The organism is Fluviibacter sp., assembly GCF_057744235.1.
This window is the reverse complement of sequence record NZ_JBIJFP010000018.1, coordinates 17,459-31,314: the sequence shown is the minus strand read 5'-3', so window position 1 is coordinate 31,314 and position 13,856 is coordinate 17,459. Positions and strand designations below refer to the sequence as shown.

Genomic DNA, 13,856 nt, shown 5'->3' with positions numbered 1-13,856 from the left:
TCACGCGTGCCGGGTTTCTAGCCACGCTCCTGCGCCTTAAACAACTGGAAGCCTCCGGTCACCCCGTCGATTGGCAAGCCTGCGGAGTTTTACACCTCGCCAAAGATGATGCCCAAAGCGCATTAATCCAACGCACCGTTAATCAACTCGCGTTACCCGAAGACCTATTGACCTGGGTTTCTAGCTCACAAGCCAGCGCACTGGCCGATTTAACGCTTGATCAGGGGGGCTGGTGGTTTGCCAGGGGTGGCTGGGTTAATCCATCCGACTATTGCCGCCGGTTACTTAAGGCCTCTGGTGCTACATTGCTGGAGAACACCCCGGTCGCCAGCCTCGCACAAGATGGGGATAGCTGGGTAGCCTGTACGGAAGGGGGTGAGGTGTTGGCCCGGGGCGATATTGTGGTGCTAGCCAATGCCAGCGAGGCACCGGCACTTGCTGCCCGATTGACACGGGCTTTGCCAATTCGCCCTGCCCGTGGCCAGACAACGATCTTTGACAGCCCGAATGGCCCCGCCCCTAAAACAGTCGTTTGTCGATCGGGGTACTGGACCCCATCGATTCGCGGGGAATCGACAAGCGGCGCCAGCTTTCTCCCCGACGACGCTGATACATCCCTGCGCCAAGAGGAGCATGCCGATAATCTGGCGATGCTAGCCGCCATTTGCCCCGATGTTGCCAACCAGTTGCCCAAGGCAAATGATCCAACGCTCAAAGGCAAGGTCGGACTAAGACCCATTGTGCCCGACCGCCTGCCCCTGGTGGGTCAAGTGCCTTCATTAACGCCTATGGCGGCGGCAAGCCTGTCTCGGATTGCCCGCAACCGGGTTAAAGGGCTCTACGTTAATTCGGGTTACGGTGCCCGCGGCATTCTTTTGGCCACACTGTGTGCCGAGCTTGTAGCTTGCCAGATTTCAGGAGAGCCCCTACCGCTGCCCAAAGATCTGGTTCGCGCAATCGATCCAATGCGGTATGCTCACAAAAAAACTTTAACCGAGGAGACATCGAATGAAGATTGAAACTATGGCCGTGCACGCCGGTTACGATATTGATCCAACCACCAAGGCCGTTGCAGTACCGATTTACCAGACCACGTCTTACGCATTTGATAGCACCCAGCATGGTGCTGATCTGTTTGACCTCAAGGTGGCGGGCAATATCTACACCCGCATCATGAACCCCACACAAGATGTGCTGGAAAAACGTGTAGCAGCCATGGAGGGTGGAATCGCAGCCCTGGCCGTTGCTTCAGGCATGTCTGCCATTACTTATGCCATTCAGACGATTGCCGAAGCCGGCGACAACATTGTGACCTCGAGCACCTTGTATGGTGGCACCTACAATCTGTTTGCCCACACGCTGCCGCAATATGGCATTGAGGTTCGTTTTGCTGATTACAGTAATCCGGAGAGCTTTGAAAAGCTCATTGATGCCAAGACCAAAGCCGTTTTTTGTGAATCGGTTGGTAACCCTCTGGGCAATGTCACCGATTTTGAAAAGCTGGCTGAAATCGCCCACAAACACGGTGTACCCCTCATTGTGGACAACACCGTGCCATCGCCGTATCTGTGTCGTCCCTTCGAGCATGGTGCCGACATCGTCGTTCATGCGCTAACCAAATATCTGGGCGGCCACGGCAATTCTATCGGCGGCATTATTGTTGATAGCGGTAAGTTTCCGTGGGCGGAGCACAAAGAAAAGTTCAAGCGTCTGAATGAGCCAGATGTCTCTTACCATGGCGTGGTTTACACCGAAGCGCTTGGACCTGCTGCTTATATCGGTCGCGCCCGCGTGGTGCCGCTCCGTAACATGGGTGCTGCCATTTCACCGTTTAACGCATTCCTGATTCTGCAGGGTATCGAGACGTTGGCGCTGCGCATGGATCGCATCTGCAACAATGCGTTGAAGATTGCTAACTTCCTCAAGACCCATCCGAAAGTCAGCTGGGTTAACTATGCCGGCCTGCCGGATCATAAGGACCATGCGTTGGTTCAGAAATACATGGGTGGCCGCGCCTCGGGCATTCTAAACTTTGGTGTTAAGGGTGGTTTGGCTGGCGGCGGCAAGTTCCAGGATGCCCTGCAACTGGTTACCCATCTGGTGAACATCGGCGATTGCAAAACGTTGGCCTGTCACCCGGCATCGACCACGCACCGTCAGCTTTCACCTGCTGAACTGACCAAAGCCGGTGTGTCTGAAGATATGATCCGCCTGTCGATTGGCATCGAGCATATCGATGACCTGATCGCCGACCTGGATCAGGCGCTGAATAAGGCCTGACGAAATTTAATCTCACCTTAGCAGGCAGGTTTGGGGCGGACCCGGTCCTCATCGACTACGAAAAACGTCGCAAATCGGACCAATTCTGACCCCAAACCTACCAAGCAATCCTTCTGGTTATCCCAAAGAAACCACTCGCATTTCTAAGGCGTGCCTTGCATCAAAGGATAGCCCGATTTGCGATGCTTTTTATCGATGAGGGCGCCTTTGATCACGGCGCGCCCAACCGCTTGAAGCAACTCACACAAACTTAGGTTCTAACAATCTCCACAAGGTGCGGCAATGCGAGGTATTCGCGCGATTGCATTTCAGTGAGGCGGCTGGCTGTACGGAAAAACTCATGGGCATTCGGGCCTTCAACATACAGATCATCCGGATAGGTAGCTGCCGAGATAATGAGTTTCACCCGATGGTCGTAACAAACGTCCACTAGCCAGGTAAAACGACGTGCTTCAGCACCGTGCCGCACTTCCAGCACCGGAATATTAGATACCAGAATGGTGTGATACTCGCGCACCATTGCCAGATAATCCGTCTGGGCACGACCATCACCACAAATAGTGTGGAAGTCGAACCAGACCACACCGGGTGCTAAACGCACCGTTTTGATCTGTCGATTATTGATTTCAATGCTTTCGCCCAATTGGCCCGGCAGGGTAGCAGCTACCTCGAAATATTCGGCCATGGCTCGCTCTGTTTCTGCGTCGTGCGGTACGTGATACACCGGCATGACTTCGAGTTTGCGCAAACGGTAATCCTGCCCACCATCCAGCGGCATGATATCCATTTTGTTTTTAATCAGGGCAATCGTTGGCAGAAAGTTCTGCCGTTGCAGGCCATTCGGATAGAGGTTGTCTGGCGGATAGTTGCTGGTCATCACAAAGATCACACCCTTTTCAAACAGAATCTCCAGCAGACGACCAAGAATCATGGCATCAGCAATATCAGAGACATGAAACTCGTCGAAACACAGCAAGCGGGTCTCTTTTGCAATACGTTCGGCGACCAAGACCAGTGGATCTGCTTTACCGGCATACTGGCGCAACTCGACATGAATCTGATGCATGAATGCGTGAAAGTGAATCCGCTTTTTGCGCTTATACGGCACGGCGGCAAAGAAGCAATCCATGATGAAACTCTTGCCCCGGCCAACGCCGCCCCAGAAATAAACACCGCGAGGCACCGCTGGTGGTGAGATCATGCGGCGCAATTTGTTGCCACGGGCTGTCTTGAAATTCATCAGGGCCTGATACAGTGTTTCCAGCCGTTCAACGGCCTGCATCTGGGCGGGATCAGCTTCGAAACCTTTAGTATCAAGCGCTCGGGCATAAGCGCCGAACATACCAGGCGCGTTGGGGTTGAGTACATTTATCATGATGGGTGTATTTTATCGTTTGGACGCTGCTATTTCATAGCGCTGTTTTTTGGGCATAATGAAACTGTTGTTCTACAGGAGAAGCATCATGAAAATTGATATCGGCATCCCGGAAAAAGACCGCAAGGCAATTGCCGCCGGTTTAAGCAGTTTTGCGGCAGACAACTTTACGCTGTACCTCAAGACCCATAATTTTCACTGGAACGTGACAGGTCCGATGTTCCAGACGCTACATCTGATGTTTGAAACCCAGTACAACGAGCTGTGGCTGGCCTCTGACGCCATCGCCGAGCGGATTCGTGCCCTGGGATTCCCGGCACCCGGATCCTATACAGATTTTGCCAGGCTGACGGCCATCAAGGAATCCAAGGGTGTGCCCAAAGCCCTGGACATGATCAAAGAGCTGGTCGCCGGCAACGAGACTGCGGTTCGAACAGCGCGTGCGCTGTTTCCGCTGGTGGAAAAGGCGGGGGATGAGGCCACGGCCGATCTCTTGACGCAACGTATCCAGATTCACGAAAAAACAGCCTGGATGCTGCGCAGTCTGCTGGAGCAATAAGCTGAAACTGGCTGACAAGTTTCTGAGTTTTTCTCACGCCCGTTCCCGGCAATGGCTGGTAGCGGGCGTTATTTTCTGTGCGGTCTGCACCCTACTCACTGCCTGCACCCCCACCACGCAACGGGTCAAGGTCAGTAATGAGGCTGCTGAAACCGAGGCCCGGAAACAGCGCCAGGTGGCACTTCAGGCCTATCTGGACGACCAGAAACGGTTGATGCGGGTCAGCTACCCGATACTGAGCAAAGGCTCCGATCTTTGTGGTGACGACATTCGCTACACCACTGGTATGGCGCTGGCCAACAGTAGCACCTTGCTCGGTGAGCCGTTCAGAGAGGCCGCAGAAGCCCATTACCAGCTCAGCGATCGGGTTCAAGTCGTGTATGTCGTTCCCGGTTCGCCCGCCGATCAGGCGGGTGTTCGGGCCGGTGATGCACTGGCCCAAGTAGGAACCTGGTCAGCCGCTGGTTCAGGCATCGGTGGTCCGGAGATCATCAAGCATACCCTGTCGCAAATCAACGAACAAACAAAGCAAGGTCAACCGCTTCGGGTAGATATTCGGCGCGAGGGGCGCACGGCACCCGCGGTGCAAAGTCTGCTCATCACTCCTGAACGCGCCTGCAGTTATCCGGTGGTGCTGGGTAATGGTGACGAAGTGAATGCCTATGCAGATGGCAAACAGGTGGTGATCCAGCGCGGCATGATGCGGTTTGCCAGCAATGATACCGAGCTTGGGCTCGTCATCGCCCATGAAATCGCCCACAACAGCATGAGTCACATGCGCTCTAAAATGACAAACTACGCGTTGGGTAGCATTCTCGATATTGCGGCACAGGTGTTGCTGAAAGTGCCAACCCAGGGTCTGTTCGGCAGCCTAGGCGGTAATGCCTATTCACAGGATTTCGAAGCAGAAGCCGATTACGTCGGGTTGTACATTCTTGCGCAGTCCGGTGGGAATATTGATGAAGCACCGCAGTTCTGGCGACGCATGGCCACACTCTCGCCCGCCGCGATTCAGAGCAGCCATTTGTCAACGCACCCAGCGACCCCGGCGCGTTTTGTGGCACTCGAACAAACCGTCAGGGAAATTCGCGCCAAGCAGCGTGACGGAAAGCCACTGACACCCAATGTGAAAAACGCACCGGATCTAACCGCCGAATCCTTGCCATCACTAAAAAATTAATCGTCATCTCTCTGATCTGACAGCACATTTCACGGTTTTTGGCTTTACCGATGGCCCGTAGTTGGTTATAGTGCGCGCCATGATTACCGCTTTTGAGCTCAACCACGGCCGCTTGCAGCAGGTGACTGTCGAGTCACTGGAAGATCTGCAGCACTGTCATCCTGTCTGGGTCGACTTCGAGTCCCCGACTGAGGAGGAGCGTGACTGGGCAAAAAGCATCTTCGAGATAGATCTTCCCGAAGAAGATGAAGTGGATGACATCGAGGCCTCTGCGCGTTTCTTCGAAGGTGAGAACGGCGAACTACATATCCGTTCCGACTTCTTCCAGCATAGCGATGAAGACAGCGACACGATGCGTGTGGCGTTTATTCTCAAAGGTGGTCTGCTGTTCAGCATCCGCCGGGACGAACTGGCACAGTTCCGTCTGCTCCGTCTGCGCGCCCGCCGTCAGCCGTACTATGTGAGCGATGAAAAAGACGTACTGATGCAGCTGCTGGATATCGACGTGGAATATTCGGCCGATATTATCGAGGGCATTTATGATCGTCTCGATAAGTTCAGCAAGCAGGTACTGGGCAGCGAAATGTCGGATGACACGGCAGGGGTCGTGTTGTCCGGTATTGCCGTCGAAGAAGATCTGAATGGCCGTATCCGCCGCAACCTGATGGATACCCGTCGCGCCGTATCCTTTCTGATGCGCATCAAGCTACTGAATGAACATCAGAACGACGAAGGACGCCAGATTCTCCGCGATATTGATTCGCTGGATGGTCACACAGGTTTTGTGTTCGACAAGCTGAACTTCCTGATGGATGCGACCGTCGGTTTCATCAACATCAATCAGAACCGTATCATCAAGATCTTCTCGGTGGCTTCCGTTGCGATGCTGCCGCCAACCCTGATCGCTAGTATTTATGGCATGAATTTCGAGTTCATGCCGGAGTTGGGCTGGGAATATGGTTACCCGTTCTCACTCTCACTCATGGCGATTTCGGTAGCGATTCCCTTCTGGTATTTCAACAAGAAAGGGTGGCTGAAAAAGTAAATTTTTCAGCGCTTCGAACAAAAAACGGAACCCGAAGGTTCCGTTTTTTGTTGATACGATATGGCTTACAAGTGCAACGGGCGTTAGAAGTGTAACGGACGCTTATCGCAGGCCAACGCAGCTTCATGCACCACTTCCGACAGCGTCGGATGCGCATGACAGATGCGTGCCAGGTCTTCACTAGCCGCGCCAAATTCCATGGCGACCACGCACTCACCGATCAGTTCCGATGCATTCGGACCGATGATGTGAACGCCCAGGATGCGATCTGTCTTTGCATCCGCCAGCATCTTGACGAAGCCTTGCGCATTACCGGCGCCCAGTGCACGGCCATTGGCCAGGAACGGGATCTTACCGGCTTTGTAGGCCACGCCTTCGGCTTTGAGCTGCTGCTCGGTCTTACCCACCCAGGCAATTTCCGGATCGGTGTAGATGACCCAGGGAATATAGTCAAAGCTGATGTGACCGGCTTGACCTGCCATGAGTTCCGCAACCGCCACGCCCTCTTCCATGGCTTTGTGGGCCAGCATCGGACCGCGCACCACGTCACCAATCGCCCAGACGCCCGGCAGATTGGTTTTGCAATGACCATCGACTTCGACCATGCCACGCTCATTAAGCTTGAGGCCGACTTTGTCCGCCGCCAGGCCATCAGTATTGGGGATACGACCAATCGACACGACGAGGCGGTCGGCTTCCAGCTTCTGGGCTTTGCCATCCTTGTCGGTGTAGTTGATCGAGACACCCTTCTTGGTGGCCTTGATATCGCCGATCTTGACGCCGAAGTTGAAGGCTAGGCCTTGCTTCGTGAAGATCTTCTGGGCTTCTTTGGCAACGTCCTGATCCGCGGCAGCCAGGAAATCCGGCATGGCTTCAAGGACAGTCACTTCGGCACCCAGACGACGCCAGACGCTACCCATTTCCAGACCGATGACGCCGGCGCCAATAACAGCCAGCTTCTTCGGTACAGCACCCATTTCCAGAGCACCGATGTTGTCACAAACGATTTCGTTGCAGACTGGTACGTTGGGCAGATGGCGTGCAGTAGAACCGGTGGCGATAATGACCTGCTTGGCCTCGACCGTTTCTTTACCGACCTGAACCTGCCAGCCGCCAGCACCCTGGCCAACAAAGCTACCATGACCCGCCAGGAACGTCACCTTGTTCTTCTTGAACAGTCCGGCGATACCCTGGGTCAGTTGAGTGACGATATTGGCCTTGCGGGCAATCATCTTGGCCACGTCGATCTTCGGTGCGCCAACAGTAATACCCTGTTCTTCAAAGGCATGACCGGCTTCCTCGAACATATGCGAGGTGTGCAGCAGTGCCTTCGACGGGATACAACCCACGTTCAGGCAGGTGCCGCCCAGACGTGGCTGTCCTTTCGGATCCGCATACGGGTTGGATTCGCAACAGGCGACCTTGAAGCCAAGCTGTGCCGCTCGGATAGCAGCCACATAACCACCGGGGCCGCCACCGATCACGAGTACGTCAAATTGCTGTGACATCGTGAACTTCCTTTCTTAGACGCCGAGCAGGAGGCGAGCCGGATCTTCCAGCGCTTCCTTCATCGTAACCAGGCCCAGCACGGCTTCGCGGCCGTCGATGATGCGGTGGTCATACGACATCGCGAGGTAGTTGATCGGGCGGATGACGACCTGACCGTTTTCGACCACAGCGCGATCCTTGGTGGCATGGATGCCCAGGATGGCCGATTGCGGCGGGTTGATGATCGGTGTCGACAGCATCGAACCGAACACACCTCCGTTGGAAATCGAGAAAGTACCGCCTGACAGTTCTTCCATCGACAGCTTGCCGTCTTTGGCCTTGGCACCGAATTCGGCAATCTTCATTTCGATTTCTGCAATGCTCAGCTGGTCAGCATTACGGATGATAGGCACCACCAGACCACGCGGCGACCCGACAGCGATACCGATGTCGATAAAGCCGTGGTAGACGATGTCGTTACCGTCGACCGAAGCGTTGAGGATCGGGAACTTCTGCAGCGCGGCACAGGCAGCCTTGACGAAGAAGCCCATGAAGCCCAGGCGCACGCCATGCTGCTTCTCGAACTTCTCGGCATACTGTTTGCGAAGTGCCATAACCGGGCCCATGTTCACTTCGTTGAACGTGGTCAGGATGGCGTTTTCGTTTTTCGACTGGATCAGGCGCTCGGCGATACGGGCACGCAGACGTGACATCGGCACACGCTGTTCCGAACGGTCACCCAGGGCAACCGGAGCAGCAGCGGCAGCCTTCGGCTGGGCAGCAACGGCGTCTTCTTTCGAAACGCGACCACCGCGACCGGTACCGGCAACATCACCTGCAGCAATGCCCTTCTCTTCGAGGATCTTGCGAGCAGCCGGGCTGGCTGTGCCAGCAGCAGCGGCCGGAGCTGCTGCCGCAGGTGCAGCGGCAGGGGCCGGAGCAGCAGCGGGGGCAGCGGCTGCCGGAGCCGGGGCCGAAGCCGTCGCTGCGGTATCAATCTGTGCGATCACCTCACCCGAGACGACGGTGTCGCCGTCACCCTTGATCAGCTTGACGATCACACCACCATCCGGTGCGGGCAATTCCAGCACCACTTTGTCGGTTTCGATATCGATGAGGTTTTCATCGCGGGAAACGGCTTCGCCTTCCTTCTTGTGCCAGGAAACCAGGGTTGCCTCGGCGACCGATTCAGACAGCTGCGGGACTTTGACGTCGATAATTGCCATTATTCTCTCCACGGACTCTTATGCTAGTTATTAATACTCGATCTTGCCCAGAGCGGACTCGATCAAAGTTTTGTGTTGCTCGTTGTGCTTGGCCAGGTAACCCACGGCCGGCGATGCTGCTGCTGGACGCGACACGAGGAGCAGATTCTGCTTCGGACCGACCGAACGGGCCAGGTGCTGACGCGAGGCAAACCAGTACCAGAAGCCCTGGTTACGCGGTTCTTCCTGACACCAGACGATTTCAGTGGCTTTCGGGAACTTCGCCAGTTCGGCTTTGAACGACTCTTCCGGGAACGGATACAGCTGTTCGATACGGACGATGGCAATGTGGTCGAGTTTCTGTTCGCGACGGGCGTTGAGCAGCTCGTAATAGACCTTGCCCGAACACAGGATGACACGGGTCACCTTAGAGGGGTTCAGATCATCCACTTCACCGATCACACGTTGGAATTCGCCCTTCGACAGATCGTCCAGCGAGCAGCTGGCATCCTTGTTACGGAGCAGCGACTTCGGCGAGAAGATAACGAGCGGCTTACGCTGCTTGCGCACCATCTGACGACGCAGCACGTGATAGATCTGGCTAGCGTTCGATGGCACACAGACTTCCATGTTCATTTCAGCACACAGCTGGATGAAACGTTCCGGACGGGCCGACGAGTGCTCCGGACCCTGACCTTCGTAGCCGTGCGGCAGCAGCATGACGAGACCGCAACCACGACCCCACTTGGTCTCACCGGAAGCGATGAACTGGTCAACAACCACCTGGGCACCGTTCACGAAGTCACCGAACTGGGCTTCCCAGACAACGAGCTGATTCGGCTCGGCCGTGGCATAGCCGTATTCGAAGGCCAGAACAGACTCTTCCGAAAGCACCGATTCGTAGCACTGGAATGAACCCTGTTTATCCTGCAGGTGGGCCAGCGGCTGATAGCTGCCAGCATCCCAGCTGGTACGGTTCTGGTCATGGATGGTGGCATGACGGTGGAAGAAGGTGCCGCGACCGACATCTTCACCCGAGATACGGACGCCATAACCTTCGGCCAGCAGCGTGGCATAGGCTAGGTTCTCACCCATACCCCAGTCAACCGGCAGTTTGCCTTCAGCCATACCACGACGGTCTTCGATGATCTTCTTGACGCGGGAATGCGGTACAAAACCTTCCGGCAGATCGGCCAGCTTCAGGCCCAGACGCTTCAGTTCCTTCGCCGGGACCTTGGTGTTACAGGTCTCGATGTAGGATTTGGTCATGTACGGGCGCCAATCCTGGGCATTGTTGCGCTTGTAATCGGAGATTACCGGGTTATACAGCAGCTCCCCCTTGTCGAGGTGGGCTCGGAAGTCCTTGATAATGGCATCCGGGCCATCGGCCGGCATGACACCGGCGTTGACCAGCTGATCTGCATACAGCTTGCGGGTTCCCGGGTGGGCAGACACTTTCTTGTACATGAGCGGCTGGGTCACCATCGGCTCATCCTGCTCGTTGTGGCCGAGTTTACGGAAGCAGAAGATGTCGATGACGACATCCTTCTTGAAGGTCTGTCGGTATTCCACGGCCAAGCGGGTAACAAAGGCCACCGCTTCTGCGTCGTCGCCGTTGACGTGGAAAATCGGCGAATCCGACATCTTGAAGATATCAGTACAGTAGAAACCCGAGCGATAGTCACGTGGGTCCGACGTGGTAAAGCCGATCTGGTTATTAACGACGATATGAATCGTACCGCCCGTACCGTAACCACGGGTTTGTGCAAAGTTGAGCATTTCCTGGTTACAGCCCTGGCCGATGACGGCAGCATCGCCGTGGATCAGGACCGGGATGATTTCGTTCTTGCCGTTTTCGCCAATACGGAACTGGCGAGCGAAGACCGAACCTTCCACCACCGGGTTAACAATTTCGAGGTGCGACGGGTTGAAGGCCAAGGTCAGATGTACCGGGCCGCCTGGCGTACCGACGTCCGACGAGTAACCCATGTGGTACTTCACGTCACCCGAACCCAGGTCCACCTTCTTCTTGCCTTCGAATTCGGCAAACAGCACTGCCGGCGGCTTACCCAGCGTATTCACCAGGACGTTGAGGCGACCACGGTGGGCCATACCGATGACAACTTCCTTGGCACCCATACCACCGGCAACACGGATCAGTTCGTCCATCGACAGGATCAGCGATTCGCCGCCTTCCAGCGAGAAACGCTTCTGGCCGACATAACGCGTATGCAGGTAACGCTCCAGCGTTTCAGCGGCCGTCAGGCGCTCGAGGAACCGCTTTTTCTCTTCAGCCGAGTAGGCAGCCTGACCACGATTCGGTTCAATACGGGCCTGCAGCCACTTTTTCTCTTCCAGCGACGTCATGTACATGTACTCGACGCCGATGTGGTGACAATAAGTCTGCTTGAGGGAGTCGATAATCTGGTTCAGCGGTGCGTTTTGGCCGGAACCGACTTTGTAGTCACCGGTATCGAAGCTACGCGACATGTCGGCATCACCCAGACCGTAGGTCTTGGGATCCAGATCGGCAATCTGCGGACGCAGATCACGCTTGAGCGGATCCAGCTCGGCACGCTGGTGGCCGGCAAATCGGTAGGCATTGATGAGGTTTTCAACCGCCAGGTTCTTGGTCACATCACCACCGCTGGCCGAAGCCGTTGGACGGAAGCCACCGTTGCGACCAGCCGCTTCGAAAGCCGCGATCACAGGTGCGTGAGCCACATCACGCGGTGCTGCGCCAGGCTGGCGGGCCAGATCTTCGAAATACTGTTTCCAGGATTCCGGTACCGAAGCGGCATCTTCCAGCCAGGCTTCATACAGTTCTTCCACGAACGGTGCGTTACCACCGAACAGGTAAGAATTTTCGAATCGTTCCTTCATCATGTTTGTCACCGTTTTCGGTTGATCTTATAAGTGCTGAGAACCGTCGGTTCTCGTCCCCTGGTGTGTTGACTATGCAACGTCTGAATCTTCTGCCGCGGATTGCTGCATCTGCACACAACCCTATTTGTGGAAAAGGGCGGCAACGCCGCCCCTTCCGGAGTGCTTCAGCCTACCTGATCAGGCACGCTTGTCGAGCGGGGAGACATCACGACGTGCAGCACCCACGTAAAGTTGGCGCGGACGACCGATCTTGTATTCCGGATCGGTAATCATTTCTTCCCACTGCGTCATCCAGCCGACTGTGCGAGCCAGCGCGAAGATACAGGTGAACATGTCGGTTGGGATGCCCAGTGCCTTTTGCACGATGCCCGAGTAGAAGTCGACGTTCGGATAGAGCTTCTTCTCGACGAAGTACGGATCTTCCAGAGCAATCTTTTCCAGCTCCATGGCCAACTTGAACAGGCGGTCATTTTCCAGACCCATTTCAGTCAGCACGTCGTAGCAAACCTTGCGCATCAGTTTGGCGCGTGGGTCAAAGTTCTTGTACACGCGGTGGCCGAAGCCCATGAGCTTGAAGCTGTCGTTCTTGTCCTTGGCACGAGCAATGTATTCCGGCACCTTGGAGACGTCGCCAATTTCTTCCAGCATATTCAGACAGGCTTCGTTCGCACCGCCGTGTGCCGGGCCCCACAGGCAGGCAATACCGGCGGCGATGGTGGCAAACGGGTTAGCACCTGACGAACCGGCCAGACGGACGGTCGAGGTTGAGGCGTTCTGCTCGTGATCGGCGTGCAGCGTGAAGATGATGTCCAGTGCGCGAACCAATACCGGATTCGGCTTATACTCTTCGCACGGGGTGCCGAACATCATCTGCATGAAGTTCGATGTGTAATCGAGATCATTGCGTGGGTACTGGAACGGTTGACCGATCGAGTACTTGTAGGTCATGGCCACGATAGTCGGCATCTTGGCGATGATGCGGTTGAAGGCGATACGGCGAACTTCCGGTTTCGAATAATCTTCACCGTGATGGTAGAAGGCCGACAGGGCACCAACCACACCGACCATGACGGCCATCGGGTGGGCGTCACGGCGGAAACCGTTGAAGAAACGGGTAATCTGATCATGAACCATGGTGTGGTTCTTGATATTGTCTTCGAAGGCGTCTTTTTCGGCCTTGTTGGGCAGCTCGCCGTTCTTCAGCAGATAGGCAACTTCTAGAAAGTTGCACTGCTCGGCCAGCTGTTCAATCGGGTAACCGCGGTACAGCAGCTCACCCTTGTCGCCGTCAATGAAGGTAACCTTCGACTGGCAGCTGGCCGTCGACAGGAAACCCGAGTCATAGGTAAACAGGCCGGTCTTGCCGCCCAGGGAACGGATGTCGATGACATCGTTACCATGCGTACCGACCATGATCGGAAAATCAACGGCTTCCTGACCAGTAATCTGGAGAGTGGCTTTACGTTCGCTCATTTGCTTCTTCCCAAAATAATGAGGTGTTTGACAATGATGCCTAATGGTCGATACAGCTTGTAATTCTGATCGCGACAGTGTTCAACGATTACAACGTCAAACTAACTGTCCAGTCTTACTCAGTGCTTACGAATTGCGGTAATCACTTCGGTTTCACGGGGGTCTTCTGCTTCGACCTTGCCGCTGATCAACGCCCAGAGGTCATGGTCTTCCATGGCCACGAGGTCAACAAAGGTTTTGACCTGCGCTTCCGTCAGCTGATTGAATCCGTTATCCAGAAAGCGGCCAAGGGTGATATCGAGTTCGAGCAACGCACGACGCGTGCAATGCCAGCGTAGTTTGTTGAGCTCGTGCTGTTCCATCAT

Annotated in this window: 11 protein-coding genes; 5 read left to right on the top strand and 6 right to left on the bottom strand. The window is 55.3% G+C overall.

The annotated features are described in order from the left end of the window. Positions 1-1,019, top strand: a 1,019-nt coding sequence (gene mnmC1 / locus AC3GOJ_RS08595) for an FAD-dependent 5-carboxymethylaminomethyl-2-thiouridine(34) oxidoreductase MnmC1 (RefSeq protein ID WP_488237051.1), incomplete at its 5' end; no start/stop codon positions are given. Further along, positions 1,009-2,280, top strand: coding sequence for an O-acetylhomoserine aminocarboxypropyltransferase/cysteine synthase family protein (locus tag AC3GOJ_RS08590; protein ID WP_488237050.1), 1,272 nt, complete (start codon positions 1,009-1,011; stop codon positions 2,278-2,280). The genes mnmC1 and AC3GOJ_RS08590, both read left to right, overlap by 11 nt. A gap of 250 nt (positions 2,281-2,530) precedes the next feature. Here the strand turns inward: AC3GOJ_RS08590 and zapE are convergent, their stop codons facing one another. Then, positions 2,531-3,655 carry a cell division protein ZapE gene (gene zapE / locus AC3GOJ_RS08585; RefSeq protein WP_488237049.1) on the bottom strand — a complete coding sequence of 375 codons (1,125 nt, stop codon included), beginning with the start codon at positions 3,653-3,655 and terminating at the stop codon, positions 2,531-2,533. Between the two features lie 88 nt (positions 3,656-3,743). On the opposite strand from zapE, the gene AC3GOJ_RS08580 reads away from it, so the two are divergent. The 3 genes from AC3GOJ_RS08580 (at position 3,744) to corA (ending at position 6,439) form a co-directional block, all read left to right on the top strand. Beyond that, positions 3,744-4,214, top strand: coding sequence for a Dps family protein (locus AC3GOJ_RS08580; RefSeq protein ID WP_488237048.1), 471 nt, complete (start codon positions 3,744-3,746; stop codon positions 4,212-4,214). Positions 4,215-4,389: 175 nt separating this feature from the next. Continuing rightward, positions 4,390-5,394 carry a M48 family metalloprotease gene (locus AC3GOJ_RS08575; protein WP_488237047.1) on the top strand — a complete coding sequence of 335 codons (1,005 nt, stop codon included), beginning with the start codon at positions 4,390-4,392 and terminating at the stop codon, positions 5,392-5,394. A gap of 79 nt (positions 5,395-5,473) precedes the next feature. Then, the gene (gene corA, locus AC3GOJ_RS08570; RefSeq protein WP_488237046.1) at positions 5,474-6,439 is read left to right on the top strand and encodes a magnesium/cobalt transporter CorA; all 966 of its coding nucleotides are present in this window, start codon (positions 5,474-5,476) and stop codon (positions 6,437-6,439) included. 83 nt (positions 6,440-6,522) lie between these two features. On the opposite strand, the gene lpdA is transcribed toward corA, so the two are convergent. The 5 genes from lpdA to AC3GOJ_RS08545 form a co-directional block, all read right to left on the bottom strand. Next, positions 6,523-7,947: a dihydrolipoyl dehydrogenase gene (lpdA, locus tag AC3GOJ_RS08565; RefSeq protein WP_488237045.1), complete on the bottom strand. Its 1,425-nt coding sequence runs from the start codon at positions 7,945-7,947 to the stop codon at positions 6,523-6,525. A 15-nt stretch (positions 7,948-7,962) separates the two neighbouring features. Further along, positions 7,963-9,153, bottom strand: coding sequence for a 2-oxoglutarate dehydrogenase complex dihydrolipoyllysine-residue succinyltransferase (odhB, locus tag AC3GOJ_RS08560; RefSeq protein ID WP_488237044.1), 1,191 nt, complete (start codon positions 9,151-9,153; stop codon positions 7,963-7,965). Between the two features lie 30 nt (positions 9,154-9,183). Next, positions 9,184-12,018, bottom strand: a complete 2,835-nt coding sequence (locus tag AC3GOJ_RS08555; RefSeq protein ID WP_488237043.1) for a 2-oxoglutarate dehydrogenase E1 component — start codon at positions 12,016-12,018, stop codon at positions 9,184-9,186. 177 nt (positions 12,019-12,195) lie between these two features. Beyond that, the gene (gene gltA, locus AC3GOJ_RS08550; RefSeq protein WP_488237042.1) at positions 12,196-13,491 is read right to left on the bottom strand and encodes a citrate synthase; all 1,296 of its coding nucleotides are present in this window, start codon (positions 13,489-13,491) and stop codon (positions 12,196-12,198) included. Between the two features lie 119 nt (positions 13,492-13,610). Continuing rightward, positions 13,611-13,856 (bottom strand): FAD assembly factor SdhE, encoded by a 246-nt coding sequence (locus AC3GOJ_RS08545; protein WP_488237041.1) that lies wholly within the window; start codon positions 13,854-13,856, stop codon positions 13,611-13,613.